The 16588-nt window shown below is 41.3% G+C and carries 17 protein-coding genes, 1 tRNA gene and 1 pseudogene; 9 read left to right on the forward strand and 10 right to left on the reverse strand.

Going from position 1 to position 16588, the window contains the following annotated elements; translation table 11 throughout:
• The 3 genes and pseudogenes from AACS92_RS07305 to AACS92_RS07315 form a co-directional block, all read right to left on the reverse strand.
• Positions 1-730: IS701 family transposase (locus AACS92_RS07305; RefSeq protein ID WP_099108316.1), on the reverse strand; the 730-nt coding region annotated here is incomplete at its 3' end.
• 70 nt (positions 731-800) lie between these two features.
• Positions 801-905: pseudogene (locus AACS92_RS07310) on the reverse strand (Arm DNA-binding domain-containing protein); the annotation flags it as partial.
• Between the two features lie 194 nt (positions 906-1099).
• Positions 1100-1187, reverse strand: a tRNA-Ser gene (locus AACS92_RS07315).
• A gap of 183 nt (positions 1188-1370) precedes the next feature.
• Here AACS92_RS07315 and tusE point away from each other — a divergent pair.
• Positions 1371-1700 (forward strand): sulfurtransferase TusE, encoded by a 330-nt coding sequence (gene tusE, locus AACS92_RS07320; RefSeq protein WP_169926668.1) that lies wholly within the window; start codon positions 1371-1373, stop codon positions 1698-1700.
• A 15-nt stretch (positions 1701-1715) separates the two neighbouring features.
• Here tusE and yccX read toward each other — a convergent pair whose 3' ends face one another.
• Positions 1716-1994 carry an acylphosphatase gene (gene yccX / locus AACS92_RS07325; RefSeq protein WP_099108317.1) on the reverse strand — a complete coding sequence of 93 codons (279 nt, stop codon included), beginning with the start codon at positions 1992-1994 and terminating at the stop codon, positions 1716-1718.
• A 285-nt stretch (positions 1995-2279) separates the two neighbouring features.
• Here yccX and hspQ point away from each other — a divergent pair, with 285 nt between their 5' ends.
• A complete protein-coding gene (gene hspQ, locus AACS92_RS07330) occupies positions 2280-2600 on the forward strand; it encodes a heat shock protein HspQ (protein ID WP_186435674.1) in 321 nt (106 codons plus the stop codon).
• Between the two features lie 72 nt (positions 2601-2672).
• Here the strand turns inward: hspQ and AACS92_RS07335 are convergent, their stop codons facing one another.
• On the reverse strand, positions 2673-3086 hold the full coding sequence (locus tag AACS92_RS07335; protein WP_099108318.1) for a CoA-binding protein: 414 nt from the start codon (positions 3084-3086) through the stop codon (positions 2673-2675).
• Between the two features lie 136 nt (positions 3087-3222).
• On the opposite strand from AACS92_RS07335, the gene mgsA reads away from it, so the two are divergent.
• Positions 3223-3681 (forward strand): methylglyoxal synthase, encoded by a 459-nt coding sequence (gene mgsA / locus AACS92_RS07340; RefSeq protein WP_099108319.1) that lies wholly within the window; start codon positions 3223-3225, stop codon positions 3679-3681.
• Positions 3682-3723: 42 nt separating this feature from the next.
• Here the strand turns inward: mgsA and helD are convergent, their stop codons facing one another.
• Complete coding sequence (gene helD, locus AACS92_RS07345; protein ID WP_099108320.1) at positions 3724-5793, reverse strand: DNA helicase IV; 2070 nt, start codon at positions 5791-5793, stop codon at positions 3724-3726.
• A 66-nt stretch (positions 5794-5859) separates the two neighbouring features.
• Here helD and yccS point away from each other — a divergent pair, with 66 nt between their 5' ends.
• Complete coding sequence (gene yccS, locus AACS92_RS07350) at positions 5860-8067, forward strand: YccS family putative transporter (protein WP_099108321.1); 2208 nt, start codon at positions 5860-5862, stop codon at positions 8065-8067.
• 110 nt (positions 8068-8177) lie between these two features.
• Here the strand turns inward: yccS and AACS92_RS07355 are convergent, their stop codons facing one another.
• Complete coding sequence (locus AACS92_RS07355) at positions 8178-8786, reverse strand: TfoX/Sxy family DNA transformation protein (RefSeq protein ID WP_099108322.1); 609 nt, start codon at positions 8784-8786, stop codon at positions 8178-8180.
• Positions 8787-9035: 249 nt separating this feature from the next.
• Here AACS92_RS07355 and sulA point away from each other — a divergent pair, with 249 nt between their 5' ends.
• On the forward strand, positions 9036-9608 hold the full coding sequence (sulA, locus tag AACS92_RS07360) for an SOS-induced cell division inhibitor SulA (RefSeq protein ID WP_099108323.1): 573 nt from the start codon (positions 9036-9038) through the stop codon (positions 9606-9608).
• A 357-nt stretch (positions 9609-9965) separates the two neighbouring features.
• The gene (gene ompA / locus AACS92_RS07365; protein WP_099108324.1) at positions 9966-11093 is read left to right on the forward strand and encodes a porin OmpA; all 1128 of its coding nucleotides are present in this window, start codon (positions 9966-9968) and stop codon (positions 11091-11093) included.
• Between the two features lie 77 nt (positions 11094-11170).
• Here the strand turns inward: ompA and matP are convergent, their stop codons facing one another.
• Positions 11171-11620, reverse strand: a complete 450-nt coding sequence (matP, locus tag AACS92_RS07370; RefSeq protein WP_099108325.1) for a macrodomain Ter protein MatP — start codon at positions 11618-11620, stop codon at positions 11171-11173.
• Positions 11621-11824: 204 nt separating this feature from the next.
• On the opposite strand from matP, the gene AACS92_RS07375 reads away from it, so the two are divergent.
• Positions 11825-13555: an AAA family ATPase gene (locus AACS92_RS07375; RefSeq protein WP_099108326.1), complete on the forward strand. Its 1731-nt coding sequence runs from the start codon at positions 11825-11827 to the stop codon at positions 13553-13555.
• Between the two features lie 84 nt (positions 13556-13639).
• Positions 13640-14158 carry a bifunctional 3-hydroxydecanoyl-ACP dehydratase/trans-2-decenoyl-ACP isomerase gene (gene fabA, locus AACS92_RS07380; protein WP_086956222.1) on the forward strand — a complete coding sequence of 173 codons (519 nt, stop codon included), beginning with the start codon at positions 13640-13642 and terminating at the stop codon, positions 14156-14158.
• Positions 14159-14266: 108 nt separating this feature from the next.
• On the opposite strand, the gene rmf is transcribed toward fabA, so the two are convergent.
• Positions 14267-14425, reverse strand: a complete 159-nt coding sequence (gene rmf, locus AACS92_RS07385; protein ID WP_086956221.1) for a ribosome modulation factor — start codon at positions 14423-14425, stop codon at positions 14267-14269.
• 491 nt (positions 14426-14916) lie between these two features.
• Between rmf and AACS92_RS07390 the strand changes: the two genes are divergently transcribed.
• Entirely contained in the window at positions 14917-15861 is a 945-nt protein-coding gene (locus AACS92_RS07390; RefSeq protein ID WP_099108327.1) for a Kdo(2)-lipid IV(A) acyltransferase, read from the forward strand.
• Between the two features lie 166 nt (positions 15862-16027).
• Here AACS92_RS07390 and AACS92_RS07395 read toward each other — a convergent pair whose 3' ends face one another.
• A complete protein-coding gene (locus tag AACS92_RS07395) occupies positions 16028-16480 on the reverse strand; it encodes a hypothetical protein (RefSeq protein ID WP_099108328.1) in 453 nt (150 codons plus the stop codon).
• Between the last annotated feature and the right edge of the window lie 108 nt (positions 16481-16588).

A 16588-nucleotide genomic window follows, 5' to 3' on the forward strand; every position in this document is an offset into this window, starting at 1 on the left:
CGGCAATCACGTCCGCCCTGATATCGTGCGGGCCTTGCCACCAAAGCCATTCATTCTTGGGGATCGCTAATACAAACGGTTGATGCCGGGACTCCAGCCAGCATCGCAGGCGGCGGTCATGCCCATACACGGCATCGGCAGTCACCCAGCGACAGGGCACGCCAGCATCCAATGCCCGCGCCAGCATGTGTCGGGCAAGTTGGGGTTTCGTGGCAAAGCTCACGGCGTCAGGGATGCCCGCAGCCGTACAGCGGGGCCGGTCCTCAGTCCACTGTTCGGGCAGGTATAAGGCCCTATCAAGAAAGGCATGGTCGCCCTTACCGGCGTAACACAGGAAAACACCTATCTGACTGTTTTCAATGCGTCCAGCGGTGCCGCTGTATTGACGCTGTACCCCGGCAGAGTGGGTTCCTTTTTTAATAAAACCGGTTTCATCAATAATGAGGATACCTTGCTCATCGCCGAGATGGTCAGTCACATAGTCGCGTAAGATATCGCGGGCCGCCTCCGCATCCCAATGGGCGCGTTCCAGAAAATATTGAATGCCATCGGGCGAGTGTTCGCCCAGCCATTCGGCCAATTGCCAGCCATTTTTGCGCTCTACATCACTGAGCAGTCCGCGAAGATAATCCAGACAACGGTGTTGAGAGCCGACAGAGTGAAACAGCGGAGCCAGACGGGAATGCACGCCCCGTAGCTCCTGTTCCCAGAGGTTGACAGGTGAGGTCATAGGACACCTCCCTTGGTGTTAGGAAGATAGAGAGTCATCATGACACAATATGGATCACGGCTGTAGTATTAGAACCGGTTGTCTTTACCAACAGGTATAAACCGCCGCCATCCGATAGCTTAAAATCTCTATCTTGGGGTTTTACTGTTTCAACTTGCCGGGCTGTTAGTTTCATATTTCTAGCATCCTTGCCCCCTCACAGTAATGGGGGTATTTTTTTAGGGGGTACAGAAAGTTACCCCTATATATACCCCCTGACTGGGGTACATTGCAATAGATGCCAGTAGACGTTGATAGAGTGTTATTTGGGGATTTTCGTTGATTTTATTGGGGAAAGTAGACTTTAAGAGATGCTGCTAGAAGTGTAAGTGGCGGAGGAGGAGAGATTCGAACTCTCGGATGGTTTCCCATCGGCGGTTTTCAAGACCGCTGCCTTCAGCCGCTCGGCCACCCCTCCGCGATGTCGTGCACTATAAACATCACTGTTCCCAATGTAAAGTACTTATATGCTCAATTGATGCCAAATCACTCACATAACTGTTCGTTGGCACATTTATTCAGCATTTATGGCAATCTTTCTTTGGAATAAAGGTGATTTTTGCTAAATTGCAGCCATTATTGTCGAGTGGTTAAAAAAGCTATGTTGGTATTTGAAGGTCGAGAAATCGAAACTGATGCACAGGGTTATCTTAAAAACAGTAACGACTGGGAAGAAGCGATGGCCCCGCTACTTGCCGAGCAGGAAGATATCATCTTAACCGAACAGCATTGGGAGGTGGTTCGATTTGTCCGCGAGTTTTATGAGGAATTTAACACTTCCCCCGCTATCAGAATGTTAGTCAAGGCGATATCACAAAAGCATGGCGAAGAAAAAGGTAATAGCCGCTATCTTTATCGCTTGTTTCCTAAAGGGCCGGCGAAGCAAGCAACTAAAATTGCAGGGTTACCAAAACCAGTGAAATGTATCTGAATCTGTCATCCGTCTTCAATGGCGGATGCTGAAATCAGTCATTTCTTCTATCTCACAAAACTGAGGCTGAAAATGTTCAATTTTCGCGCCCGGAGGCCCGCCTTTCTCCAGCCAATGTATCAGTGCTGCTATTTGTTCCTCATTACCACAGGCAACGATTTTGACACTACCATCATTCATATTCCGAACATATCCTAATAGCTTATTTTTCTTTGCCCAGTAGTATGTCTGATAACGAAAACCAACTCCCTGCACTCGGCCATAAACATAAATAGTGATACTTTGAACTATCATTTCTTTTTCTCCCTCAAACAAAATCGAAAAGTGACTCTTCAGTATCCTGATGGAAAAGTATTTATTTTCTGTTATGCAATAGATTGAAAACTATCAGGTATAATAACTTTGGTATGCTAAGACCACTTTTAGTATTGTATTTTATATACACAACAGCTAACCTGAAATATGAGATGGTGATCACATACCATCTCAAATGCAAGATTCCGGTTACCGGGTGTGCGCTTGAAATTTACCTTACGGCCCTTATATAAGAGTCATTGCAAGGTTTCTCTGGAGGTGACTATGATGATCGCCAGCAAATTCGGTATCGGCCAACAAGTGAGACATAGCCTGTTGGGCTATCTGGGTGTTGTTGTAGATATTGATGCCGAATATTCTTTAGAACAACCACAGGAAAATGATATCGCATCTAATGCTACTTTACGTTCAGCTCCGTGGTATCACGTTGTGATGGAAGGTGATGATGGGCAACCTGTCCACACCTATTTAGCAGAGGCTCAATTGACTTACGAGATATCAGATGATCATCCGGAACATCCTTCTCTGGATGAGTTAGCTGAATCTATCCGCAGTCAATTGCTGGCTCCAAGGTTACGAAATTAAACACATTCCTTTAAAAAATTAAACGATACTGATAAGGAAAGGCGGTGAAATAAAGATACCCCATCGCCTTCTTTATTTTTCTAATCCTAAACGTGGGATCTCAATTTTCGGGCAACGATCCATAATCACATCTAATCCCTTATTTTCTGCCAATAATTTCGCCTCATCATTAATTACCCCTTTTTGCAGCCAAAGCACTTTTGCTCCGATGGCAATCGCTTCTTCCGCAATACCATAAGCAGCTGTTGCATTACGAAAGACATCAACCATATCAACTGGCTGTTCGATATCAGCTAGCTGCTTCACAACTTGCTGTCCTAATAATGTTTTACCCGCTAGCTTAGGGCTAACTGGAATGACGTTATATCCCTGATCAATCAGGTATTCCATTACCTCATAACTAGGTCTATCTGGTTTTTCACTCGCTCCCACCAGAGCGATTGTTCTGACTTTTTTCAGAATATCTATCAGATATTGATCACTCATAGCGCCTCCTATCTCATGATTATGCTGCAATAATTATACGTTTCATTTACTGCAGAGTTTATGACAATCACCTTTATTTCTATTATTTTGTTATTAAAATAATTGGTAAATAGTACATTTTCACGAAGGTATTAATATGGAATTAACAACCCGTACACTGACTGAATCCAAAAGTATTGCTCTGATTGCGCATGATCACTGTAAACAATCTCTTCTGTCTTGGGTCAATGAACATAAACGTTTATTAGAACAAAACAGGCTCTATGCCACAGGTACAACCGGGAACCTGCTTCAACAACAAACGGGCTTACCAATTACCAGCCTATTGAGTGGGCCGATGGGAGGTGATCAACAGATTGGTGCATTGATTTCTGAAGGAAAAATTGATGTTCTAATTTTTTTTTGGGATCCTCTGAATGCCGTTCCTCACGATCCTGATGTCAAGGCACTGTTACGTTTGGCCACAGTCTGGAATATCCCTGTAGCAACAAATCGAACAACTGCTGATTTCCTTATCAAATCTTCTCTTTTTACCGAAAAAGTCGATATTTACGTACCTGATTATCAGGGATATCTTGATGAAAGGCTAAAATAAACACGGCCACCAGCAAAGAAAACCAGATTCTCTCACGGAAATCTAAGGCTTGCAGTGCTCTGGGACACCTAATTTAGATAATTGGTGAATAAATACCGATGGATTTTTCGGTTCCTGTATCAGCCAGAGCTGCTTTTTTGCTCTCGTTAATGCAACATATAACAGACGCTGCTCTTGTGTATCAGAAAATGTTTCAGGTTTCGGCAGTAAAACCTGCTCCAGCACTGTCTCTTTTTCTGATGCCGGAAAACCCTCTTTTCCTTTTCGTAACCCTAAAATAATAATGTAATCAGCCTGCTGCCCTAAAGATTCGTGAATGGTCATAAAGTTAATATTTAAATTCGGCCAACGGGTTGCCGCTTTCTTCAATACATCAGGCTTATGAAAATGGTAACGGGCCAATAAGAAAATGGTTTCCTGATTGGTGACATAACCACTCATCCTGTTTAACAAGGCTTCCAATTGTTCTTCGGGCAAAATCATGACTGATTTTTTATTTCCTTTTATTGAACTACGATTGGTGAGCCTACACAGTGAACCACTCGTTTGGCTGTGAAAAAGATGAGCAATTCCATTAATTATTTTACTAATGCGCTCATTAAAACGATAAGTGGTATCTAAAATGCACTCGTCACTTTCACCAAAATAAGTAGAAAAAGTCTTTATTGAAGGCCATTCAAGACTGTTAAACCGACAAACTCCCTGCCAGTTATCTCCTACTGCGAATATATGGCTTTGTCTATTCTGCGCTTGTAGCGTAGTTAATAACTTAATACTTAAAGGAGAAATATTCTCCAGATTATCTAATAGGATGTGCTTCCACGGGCTAATGAAACGTCCTTTTTGCAGAGTATTTACTGCCTGATGAATCAACCCATAAAAATCCAGCGTTCCTTCTGCTTTTAATGCCGATTTCCAAGCTTTCAACAAAGGTGACATCAGGCGGATACGTTTTGGGAATATATCTGAATATTCAGGCAAAGCCCGTTCCAGCATCTCTTTTTGGCTACCGCCATGCATTCTCATTAATTCCAACCAATAATCCAGATGGCTGGATAAACGGGATTGTACCTGCCTGTCATTCCAATATGCTCCATCGGGTAACTGCCAGTCTAACTCTTCATTCAACCATTCGCGCCAGCCTTTGGCCTGTGCTTTTTTTTCATTACACTGTTTTTGCCATTCTCGAATAAGAAAATCATGGCGTTTTTGAGTATTAGTCTCTAGTTCACTACTTTTTGGTGTATTGCTATTTGTCTGTCGGATGATACAAAGAGCCAATTCATGGAATGTTCTCGCTTTTATCGTTTTTGTTCCCGAACACAACTGAAGACGTTTATTTATTTCCTCAACCGATTTCTGCCCGGATGACAGTAATAAAACCTGCTCAGGAAGCGCCTGCTGGCGTAATAATAGCCACTCTGCCCGGGCAATTAAAACAGATGTCTTTCCGCTTCCCGCACTTCCCGAAACTAATATGGATTTTTCACCATTAATAACAGCCTGATATTGTAATTGATTGAATGGTACATTTTCTGCGATTTGGAACAATTCACCATACCGTTCCTGAATGCGTTCAGACCACTGCTGGTTTATGAGCTTTCGCCGTTCCTCTCCTTCATTGATCCAGTTCAGGCACGTCTGGTAATTTTCCCGACAGCTTGCAAAGTCCTTGAGTCTTTGTAATGGCAAAGGAATAGATTGAAATGTTTCATGAATTTGTTGCTGTAATAGAGATAAATCTTCTGTCTTCATCCAATAGTCTTGCTGGCGGATTTTATCAATTTTATTTACCTGAGCAGACAGAACGCCTGAGCTGATGCCGCTCATATCAGAGCTCCATGCCTGCCATTCCTTGAATAAATAATGGTAAAAACGCTGTGTTTGCTGCCATTCAGTGCCATGTAAACGAACGACTTTCCCTTCCGGTAACTCAAATTCCAGTTCCCCCCAGACAAACCCTCGCTTACACTGAATATCGATTAATTGATTAAATGGAATTAGGTACTGATGTTTGTCACCACTGACTTCAATGCCAGCACTCAGTAAACGCACTCGATTATAAGGATGCCGAGCAAGTCGTTGACCAATTTGTGTTGATTTTAGTTCCATTGTAATAGCACCGTACCTGAAAATTGTTGAGCTATCTGCTCACTTAAATGTTGTTAGGAGTTTTTTGTGCTAACTGTTTTTTCCAGCTCCCGCCATTTTTTGTATAACAATCACGTTTTCTATTATATTCGTATATTTATTGCGCTAACAGGAACTACACTGGTTCCCTGGCTATTGAAAGAAGAACCCAAGATTACAATCCCTTTGACGTTAGGTGTTGTCGCCGCCGCATTAACAGACTTAGATGATCGTTTAGTGGGTCGTTTACGCAATCTGGTCATCACCTTAGTCTCCTTCTTTGTTGCTTCTGTTTCTATTACTTTACTTTTTCCATACCCTTGGTTCTTCACTCTTGGGCTGGCGATTTCTACCTGTGGTTTCATACTGCTTGGTGCTTTAGGACAGCGTTATGCCACCATCGCTTTCGGTGCTTTATTGATTGCAATATATACTATGCTGGGTGCATCGATATTCCCTGTCTGGTATCAGCAACCTTTATTATTACTCACTGGTGCAATTTGGTATAATTTGCTGACACTAGCAGGGCATGCACTATTTCCTATCCGCCCGTTACAAGAAAACCTGGCACGCTGTTATCATCAGCTTTCTGTGTATCTGCACGCTAAAACAAATTTGTTTGACCCTGATGCTGAAGCAGAGGAATACGAGCAGGCTGTGTTTGATATTGCTATGGCCAACAGCACATTAGTATCAACACTCAATCAAACTAAAATAACTTTATTAAGTCGTTTGAAAGGAGACCGTGGGCAACAGGGAACCCGAAGGACTCTACACTATTATTTTGTTGTTCAGGATATCCATGAACGTGCCAGTTCGTCTCACATTCAGTATCAAAAGCTACGAGAAACATTGCGCCACAGCGATCTTCTATTCCGTTTCCAGCGATTGTTGTCCATGCAGGCACACGCCTGTGAGCAGGTTTCACAATCCATTATCCTGCGTAAACAATATCAGCATAGCTCACGGTTCGAGAATGCTTTCACCTATCTTGAAATCTCTTTAGAGAAATTAAAAAACCAACAACTAGTTGATACTAAGATCGTTGCATTTAGTAATTTACTGAAAAATTTGCGAGCAATTGATGCACAACTAGCCGGACTCAGTTCTGAGCAATATCTGACCTTTCAGGAAATTGCGCAATATAATAAGCAAAGCGATGACAGGCAGTGTCATGACAAACAGTACAATGATAAACAAGAAGAGACGCAATTATCCGATGAGGCCTTAACGGGGTGGCGTGATATTTCATTTCGGCTTCTCAGCAATCTGACACCCAAATCAGCACTATTCCGCCACGCTATACGTATGTCTGCTTTGCTTTGTACTGGTTATGCCATTATTCAGCTATTTGATATGCAAAGAGGTTATTGGATCCTGCTGACCAGCCTTTTTGTCTGTCAGCCTAACTACAGCGCGACTCGCCGCCGTCTGGCTCTGCGGGTTATCGGGACACTGGCGGGTATTTTGATTGGCCTGCCTATTCTCTATCTTGTACCTTCTATTGAAGGGCAATTATTGCTGATTGTCATTTCAGGCGTGTTATTTTTTGCCTTCCGTAGTAGCCAGTATGCACATGCGACTTTATTTATTACGTTATTGGTGTTATTAAGCTTTAATCTATTGGGTGAAGGCTTTGAAGTAGCGTTACCCAGAATAGTCGATACCCTGATCGGTTGTGGTATTGCCTTGTTGGCAGTCAGTTTTATCTGGCCTGATTGGAATTTTCGGCAATTGCCACAAGTCATCACCCGTACAATGAACGCCAATTGCCATTATCTCAATGCCATCTTGCTGCAATATCATCAAGGAAAAAGTAATTGTCTGGAATATCGGGTTGCTCGCCGTAACGCTCATAATTACGATGCTGAACTGGCATCAGTTGTCTCGAACATGTCATCAGAGCCTAAACATCATCGTATTTCTCAGGAAGCAGCATTTCGTTTACTTTGCCTGAATCATACCATGTTGAGTTATATTTCCGCCTTAGGCGCACATCGTGACAGACTTAATGAACCTGTCATTCTGGATCTGCTGACTGAAGCAATCCACCATGTTGAATCTGCATTGCAACAAGACAGAGTTAATGATGAGTTCCTGCATCAGATTTCAGAGCATTTGATACAAAAAAGTAATCAATTAACTTCTGATAACAGCAAAGTTCAACTTGTATTACAGCAAGTAGGGTTGCTAATTGAATTATTACCGGAAATAGTTAATTTAAGAAAGCAAATAAACAATCAGAAATCCAATTAAATAAATCCCGCCTTCTATGAAGGCGGATTTATTATTTTTATAACTTATATTTTCTGTATTTAAAATCAATTATCATCTGTCATCTTAAATTAAGAAAAAATAGAATAATATTAGTTACCATGTTCCAATTCTTGATGCCATATAAGTAAATCATGGCGTAGTTTTTCTGGCAACACAGCAACATGGCAGCCTTCTATTGCTCCGGCTAATGCCAGTAAGATATTAACACTTATCTTCTTTCCATTTTGTTGTAATTTAAGATAAGTTACTTTTGCTCCTAACACCCGCAATTCTTCTACTTTTGATATTCCTGCTTTCCATAACTGGCGCTCCAAAGCCATCCCAAGGTTAGGAAGGTCTTTTAATCTGAGAGGTGTTCTTTGTTTATTAATGATATCTGTCAGTGTATCTTGATAGGCTAAATTAACATATTCGAATAATTGTTTTTGATCCCGCCAAAGTGACTCACTGACTCGGTAATAACGCAAAGCCACAGGAATTCCCCTTTTTGAATAGATAAACGTCTCCATGCCTTTGGCTTTAAATAACGTCTCTGCATAACTATTCCCTCGTAAATAAAGCTCACCTTCATAACTCAGGGCGAACAAGACTCCATCAATTGATAATCCAATTCCACCAAACTGGGATTTCTTTTTAAGTTTCCCCAATGAAGATACGCCGTGTTTCAATTGATCAAAACGAGCCCCAGATAAAAACATTTTTATCACTCCATGAATTATATCCTGACTAAATATTTTATGCTCTGTTCTCTTGTCTGTTATTAACAAAATAAATAACAAGAACAAGTAATTAAAACCATACGCAATCTATTTCTGGCTGCCAATCATTAAATTAGAAAAAAACTGTTTTATATAAATTTTTGCGAAGCGCCTTGAAAAAAATGGTCTTGCTTTTAGCCAAACAACCAATTACTGTATATATATACAGGCATCATGGTGAGGAACATTATGCGTATTCAACCCACTCTGGAGTATCTCATTGAGAGTAAAATTGAAGCTGAGAACAGTACAACTCACAAACACGAGATCACTAATGTAACGGGCACTACATCTACAAAATTACAACCTTTTAGTCAGGCTGAGCAAAACGCCTTACAAGCAGTAAATGGCACAATCCGTGAGTTAAGCTATTGTGAACAATGGCCTGTGATTAATCACATCCTACTTCCTTTGCTACATCAATCCAGAGATGAAAACAGGTGGTTACTCTGGATAACGCCTAATAAAAGATTAAGCCGCCAGTGGTTAGTCGATTCGGGTTTGCCTTTAGACAAGAGCGTTCAATTAAACCAAATTACCCCTATTGCATCACCCTATGCCATGGAGAAAGCCTTAGCAAGTGGTAACTACTGCATCGTATTAGGATGGCTGCCAGAACTGTCTGAATATGGATTACAAAAACTGAGATTAGCAGCACAGAAAGGCACAACACTAGGCCTGATTATGCGCCCTCAAGCCTCATCCGAACAGTATAATCCCGTAGAAAACAGGATAAAGTTTCATTCTATTTACTATCATTGAATGAATTTAAGATTATTCTCAGTATTTTTTAAAATAAACATGCTATTAGTAATAAATTTTTTTTATTTATGATAAAAATCAAACAATTAAATAAACAACCCTTATAAGCTATCATTAATAATATTTAATTTCTTACAGGTATTAATTTAAAAAATATGTATCACAAATCACCATGTACTTGTAAGTTTTAAAGTTCGTTGTAGACTCTACAAAGTTAGGCTGATGCTGATTTAACTCACATTTCAGGAATTATCTATTGATATTAAGCGCATATACCTAACAGATTATTTCAACCAATGGCCAACAATAAGACTTTAAGGCCAACTACTTATTATTTGGATGATAACGAGGCGTACAATGAAGAAGACAGCTATCGCAGTGGCCGTGGCAGTAGCAACTTTTACAACTGTGGCTCAAGCAGCTCCAAAAGAGCATACTTGGTATGCAGGTACTAAGGTAGGTTGGTCCGACTACAGTAGAACAGGATTTAAAGATATCGATGCTGCTAAAGTAGCGACAGGTAATGCTGACAAGAAAGATGCTCTGGGTGCCGGAGCTTATGTTGGTTATCAGGCAACACCATACATAGGTTTCGAATTAGGTTATGATTGGCTGGGGAAAATGACCTATAAATCTAAGATTAATGACGCCAGTTTCAAAAGCCAGGGTATTCAGCTTGCAATGAAATTGAGCGCTCCACTGACAGACTCTTTAGATGCTTATACTCGTCTGGGGGGCATAGTGTGGCATTCAAACGCTTCAGCAAATTACAGCCACTCAGATAAAACAAAAAACTATGTGAAAAATAATAGTACTGGTATTTCCCCACTCATCGCTCTCGGTGCTGAATATGCATTGACGAAAAATGTTGCAACTCGTCTGGAATACCAGTGGGCACCAAAAGTTGGTCAAAGCGGAAAAGGCAGCTCAGATGCATATACGCAAGATCGCAGCTCTTATTTAGGGCCTAAACCAAATAATGGTCTGCTAAGCCTCGGTGTTTCTTACCGTTTTGGGCAGGATGAAGCTACGCCTCCTCCTGTAATCCCAGCTCCAATGCCTGTTGTTGAAAACAAAAGCTTTACCCTGCGTTCTGATGTCCTGTTTGACTTCAACAAATCAACATTGAAAGCTGAAGGTAAACAGGAACTCGATGCACTCTATAACCAATTAAGTAAAATTGACCCAAATCAGGGGCATGTTGTTGTTCTTGGTTACACTGACCGAATCGGTAGCCAAAACTATAACTTACCTCTGTCCCAGAAACGGGCTCAATCCGTTGTTGACTATCTGATTGAAAAAGGTATTCCTGCAAACAGTATTAAGGCTGAGGGGCGTGGTAAAGAAAATCCAGTTACCGGCTCAACATGTGACAATATCAAAGCGCGCTCTACATTGATCTCGTGTCTGTCACCAGACCGCCGTGTTGTTATCAATATTCAGGGTACTCAAGAGGTAACTGTCCCAGCAAAAGTTGCCCTTTGATTTATCTACATTATTCATAAAATAAAAACCTCATGTGTAAGCATGGGGTTTTTATTTATTTCGCCATTTTTCAAAGACTATTTATCTAAAATTGCAGCTAAATCCTGTTTTAAATTCAGAATTTGGTGAGCATATTTCTCTTTATGTTCTGCATCTTCCAATAATTGCACTATTGTTTCTGATAAAGTATTACCACGGCGTCGGGAGAGATTTGAAAGACGCTGCCAGACATGAAAATCCAGGTCAATAGACTTTTTACGCGAGTGCTGATGTTCTGCGTTAAAATGGCGCTTACGCCGTGCTCGGATAGTTTGCTTCATGCGGTTGGATAGAGCTTGATTCATATGCAGTGAAATCCATTGCAAAACCTTGACAGGTTCTCGCTCTAATTTTAACAATGCATTAATTGCATCCTGAGCTGCACTTTTTTCAAGATATTTAGTGATTTCTTCACCTTCCCGATGTTTTTTCACTAAATAAGTCCATTTCCAGCCACATTCCAGATTTTCCAATTGTTGATATTTCATTTCATCTCTCAGTGACAGCGTAACTTAAATTAAGCATAGCAATTATTTATCTTAATTTCTCATAACAACACCGGATTATTGTGCATTTATTAATCTATCAATGGGATAGTACAAATATCATGCCTTTCAAAGATTATGGCATGTTGGTTCACAGCCTAATCTTGTATAATAAATGTTTCTTTTTCACTACATGTAGCTATCACTTTGACGAATATAAAATTAGACTGGCAATCATTACAGCCAAATAGTGTACCTTATCAATCACTTTTCAATTCTGTTTCTGAATCACCTTCCGCTACCCTGGAAGTCATTCAACCCAGGCTGCACAATGGGCTAACACTTTTTTGTCAGGCCAATTTACGCCAATCTTTTATGCTGTTAAAAGCAGAAGAAAGTGATGCCTGCCTGGCCCTTTTATCCGATACAGTTTCTACATTATTACCAGAAAGCTATCCTGATGTTGGTGGTTATTATCAGATAGAGCACCAAACCATTACATGGCATTCCTCCGGTGAAGGCCCTTTCTCGCCAAATCAAAGAGTTGCTTATCGCGAGTGGATTGAACCTGAACAATTATTTGGCAACATCTACACACACCAGAATGTGCTTCAACTCCAGCCGGGGCTTATCCATCAAGTTAATGGTGGTATTTTAATCTTACCCCTACGCACGCTGCTATCCCAGCCATTAATGTGGGTTCGGCTCAAACAGATGATCATTCAACGACGTTTTGACTGGTTACCACACAATGAAAACCACCCTCTGCCTCTGCCAGTTCCCTCAATACCGTTAGATTTGCGTCTGATCCTTGTAGGGGATCGGTTCAGTCTTGACGAATTGCATACTATCGAACCGGAATTGGCAAGCAGTGCTTTATACAGTGAATTCGAACCTGATATGCCATTTCATGAAGAAGATGATCTGGCGATGTGGTGTCGCTATGTAAGTGGATTCATTCAACAGCAAAAACTCCCGTCTTTGAGCCAAGATGCCTGGAGCGAATTATTCAGGCAAGCTATTCGTTACACCGAAGATCAATTCAGTTTGCCTTTAGATATCCAGTGGCTGAAACAGACTCTGGAAACAGCGGCTAATTATCAGCAGGAAAATCAGATTACTCTGCATTCTCTGCAACAGGCAGAAGATAACCGGCGCTGGCGTCATAGCTACTTAGCTGAACGCAGTATGGACGAAATTCTGAAAGGTCAAATACTGATCCGTACACAGGGTACTGTTATTGGTCAAATAAACGGATTGTCTGTACTTGAATATTCGGGCCATCCAGATCCGATTGGTGAACCCTCTCGAATCAGTTGTGTTGCCCATTTAGGCGATGGCGAATTTATTGATGTGGAACGTAAAGTCGAGCTTGGGGGAAATATTCACGCCAAAGGCATGATGATTATGCAGGCCTACTTGATTTCTGAGTTAAAACTCGATCAGCCTCAACCCTTTTCTGCTTCTATTGTATTCGAGCAATCTTATGGCGAAGTCGATGGTGACAGTGCTTCGTTAGCTGAATTATGTGCATTAATCAGTGCCCTGTCTCAACAGCCGATAAACCAGCAAATCGCGGTGACAGGAGCCGTCGATCAATTTGGTAATGTTCAGCCGATTGGTGGTGTTAATGAAAAAATTGAAGGTTTTTTCCGTGTATGTCACTGCCGTGGGCTAACCGGCTCACAGGGTGTGATTATTCCAACAGCCAATGTGCAACATTTATGTTTGCATCAGGATGTTATTAATGCAGTGAAAAATGGAGAATTCCATATTTGGGCTGTAGAGCACGTATCCGAAGCCGCTTCATTATTGACAGACATCCCTTATTATGACGAACAGAAAGAACATCTGTTAGCTATGATATACGAACGTATTACACAAATTAATAGTCAAGAACGCCCAAAATTACCTTGGTTCTTGCGCTGGCTGGGTTAGTGTCAAGATATCTGATCGGAGTTGTTCAGCGTACAAGTGTACGCTATTCTCTAGCCTTACCCAATAATAAGGCTATCTGAGAATATGTTTAAAAAACAAGAGTCCTACACTAAAGAAGAACTTCAAGCCTCTGGACAAGGTAAGTTATTTGGTGAAAATGGGCCACCACTCCCTTCCGGCAATATGTTAATGATGGATCGCATCATTAAAATGACAGAAGACGGTGGCACTTATAACAAAGGGTATATCGAAGCTGAGCTGGATATTAACCCTGACTTGTGGTTTTTCGGTTGTCACTTTTTCAAAGATCCCGTTATGCCTGGTTGCCTCGGTCTTGATGCGATGTGGCAGCTTGTTGGTTTCTTCATGGGCTGGCTTGGCGGTGAAGGTAAAGGTCGGGCGCTTGGTGTTGGGGAAGTAAAGTTCACCGGGCAAGTGTTACCAACAGCAAAAATGGTCACATATCGCATTAATTTTAAACGCGTCATAAACCGGAAACTGATTATGGGTCTGGCTGATGGCGAAGTGTTGGTTGACGGTAAACTTATCTATACAGCAACGGATTTGAAAGTAGGGATCTTCAAAGATACCAGTAATTTTTGATTTTCTTGCCCTGATGCTTACTTCCCTTCTCTTATACTAATCACCTCTGCATTATGGCAGAGGTGATTTGTTATTAAAGTAACGGGTTATTGACTAAAGTCACAGCAATCAAACACGGTCTTCCATTGCCTGACGCCAACCCCCCAGCCAGTGTGAGCGGGCATCTAACGAATGGTAAGGGCAATTTTCCCGCGGTCGCCCTAAAATACCAGCGTGATAGCCCCTAGAAAGTGCACGTGCCAAACGATCTCTTTTTTGTCGTTTCATGTCTTACTTCCTCACTTTACTATGAAAATAAAACAATGAATGTTTCTTATTCAGAAGGCTTCTTAGTGATACTCCTATCTGAAATGAATATCAAGCAAAGAAAGCCGTAAAAAAGTTATAATTTGACACTATGCCGGTGTAAGTGAATACAGGTCATAAAGCCAGCTGTAACTTGAAAGATGGCAGGCAGGTACTCCTGCGGTCTTGCTCTAATCATGCTGCCTTCTGTATTCCCTATCCTGCTTCCGTTTAACGAGGTTAAAACAACCATTTGAATATCATATCTGGTGACATCATAATCACCATCTGATACAGCAAGACCAAAGCTGTAAGGATAACTGCTAATTTGTTATTGCTTGATTAACCATTTAGTGCCCTGATATTTCGATATTCCACTAAAAAGTGTCACAATAGCCCCATATTACTCCTGAGGCGTTATAAGACAGGTTTTTTTATAGTTCAAGAATTATTCTTTAAGACACTGAAAACACATGATACAGACACCCTCTTTTCATCGTTCACTTTTACATCCCCGCCACTGGCTGACTTGGCTGGGTATCGGAATACTTTATTTATTGGTCTTACTTCCCTATCCAGCGATTTACTGGATCGGAACCCGTCTTGGCCGGCTCTCACAGCGCTTTTTAAAAAAGCGGGCTAAAATCGCTGAGCGTAATCTGCTTCTCTGTTTCCCCGATATGTCACAGGAAGAACGAGATAAGTGGCTGGTAAAAAATTTTGAATCCGTGGGCATGGGATTACTTGAAACTGGTATGGCATGGTTCTGGCCTGATTGGAGAGTAAAGCGCTGGTTCAAAGTGACAGGACGGGAAAATATCCAGAAAGCACAGACCACAGGCCAGGGGATCATTATTATTGGGCTCCACTTCCTGACACTGGAATTGGGTGCTCGCATTTTCGGTATACTGAATCCGGGTGTCGGTGTTTATCGACCAAATGATAATCCGGTTCTGGATTGGCTACAAACTTGGGGGCGCTTACGCTCCAACAAATATATGCTGGACAGAAAAGATCTCAAGGGAATGATCCGCTGTCTGAAAAATGGTGAAATTGTCTGGTACGCACCGGATCATGATTATGGCCCACGTAAAAGTGTATTTGCGCCATTATTCGCGGTTGAACATGCGGCAACAACAACCGGGACTTCAATTCTGGTTCGATTATCGAATCCGGTTCTACTTCCTTTTACTCCGCGTCGACTACCAGATGGAAAAGGTTATGAGCTGATTATTCAACCTGCTGTAGAAAACTTCCCTGAAAAAGATGAAACAAAGGCCGCCGCATTTATGAATAAGATCATCGAGCAGGAGATCATGCAGGCACCAGAACAATATATGTGGTTACATCGCCGTTTTAAAACACGTCCCGAAGGTATGCCATCTTTATATGGTGATAATAGCGATAATATTCACTAGATACTCAGCCCCTTTCAGGTTACGCCTTTCTTGGCTATAAAGTCTCTGAAAGCCAATAAATATCAATTATCATAACTTAAAAAATCAGGCTCTCACTCCAAAAGTGACAGCCTGATTTCCAAAAAATATTAAGTTACAAAGTTAAATGAGTGGCTCAAGGAACCCTCTAATAAGCCCCTCCACAAGCATCCACGATCTCCATATTGGAATAGCCATTTCCCCATTTTTGTTCCAACTTTTGTCTGGTTTCCCGGTAGCATTTGCGTTGGGTGGCTCGATTCCTGTCATTCATAGTTGCCCAGTCTTTGTCATTATGAGGAAATTTCAGTTTTTGATTATCCCAATCATAAGAAAACCCAAGATGTGCTTTTGAATCATCTTTTCGGACATATTTATATTTATCCGCTTCTTCTTCCCGTTTCTCAACCAGCGCGTTGTCTCGTGCCAGCTTATCAACCTGCCAGTTGTTAGTACCCAATCCTTCTCTTTTTTTCAGGTATTCTTCTGGCGTTTTGTTATCAGCAGGTATATTACTTTTATAGCTAAAATCATGCGCGAACGCCTGAGAACAGCCAATTATCATAATAAAAAGCAGGCCGATAATCCTTTTAAACTGCATAAATATCCTAGTGTGATTATAACTAAAAATCATTATTTAATAGTCATTCTCCGCTGAGATCAACTACCAGTTATAGGTAGTTAGTAGTCCAAAAACAAATACCCCTTT

Source organism: Xenorhabdus sp. KJ12.1 (assembly GCF_963876495.1).
GTDB classification, from domain to species: Bacteria; Pseudomonadota; Gammaproteobacteria; order Enterobacterales; family Enterobacteriaceae; genus Xenorhabdus; species Xenorhabdus stockiae.

Excerpts from the sequence above, each read along its gene's own strand:
- AACS92_RS07335 (WP_099108318.1), bottom strand. The coding sequence starts at position 3,086 with ATGAGTGATCAATATCTGATAGATATTCTGAAAAAAGTCAGAACAATC.
- AACS92_RS07390 (WP_099108327.1), top strand. The coding sequence starts at position 14,917 with ATGATACAGACACCCTCTTTTCATCGTTCACTTTTACATCCCCGCCAC.
- fabA (WP_086956222.1), top strand. The coding sequence starts at position 13,640 with ATGTTTAAAAAACAAGAGTCCTACACTAAAGAAGAACTTCAAGCCTCT.
- rmf (WP_086956221.1), bottom strand. The coding sequence starts at position 14,425 with ATGAAACGACAAAAAAGAGATCGTTTGGCACGTGCACTTTCTAGGGGC.
- helD (WP_099108320.1), bottom strand. The coding sequence starts at position 5,793 with ATGGAACTAAAATCAACACAAATTGGTCAACGACTTGCTCGGCATCCT.
- mgsA (WP_099108319.1), top strand. The coding sequence starts at position 3,223 with ATGGAATTAACAACCCGTACACTGACTGAATCCAAAAGTATTGCTCTG.
- AACS92_RS07355 (WP_099108322.1), bottom strand. The coding sequence starts at position 8,786 with ATGTTTTTATCTGGGGCTCGTTTTGATCAATTGAAACACGGCGTATCT.
- yccX (WP_099108317.1), bottom strand. The coding sequence starts at position 1,994 with ATGATAGTTCAAAGTATCACTATTTATGTTTATGGCCGAGTGCAGGGA.
- AACS92_RS07395 (WP_099108328.1), bottom strand. The coding sequence starts at position 16,480 with ATGCAGTTTAAAAGGATTATCGGCCTGCTTTTTATTATGATAATTGGC.
- matP (WP_099108325.1), bottom strand. The coding sequence starts at position 11,620 with ATGAAATATCAACAATTGGAAAATCTGGAATGTGGCTGGAAATGGACT.
- sulA (WP_099108323.1), top strand. The coding sequence starts at position 9,036 with ATGCGTATTCAACCCACTCTGGAGTATCTCATTGAGAGTAAAATTGAA.
- tusE (WP_169926668.1), top strand. The coding sequence starts at position 1,371 with ATGTTGGTATTTGAAGGTCGAGAAATCGAAACTGATGCACAGGGTTAT.
- ompA (WP_099108324.1), top strand. The coding sequence starts at position 9,966 with ATGAAGAAGACAGCTATCGCAGTGGCCGTGGCAGTAGCAACTTTTACA.
- hspQ (WP_186435674.1), top strand. The coding sequence starts at position 2,280 with ATGATGATCGCCAGCAAATTCGGTATCGGCCAACAAGTGAGACATAGC.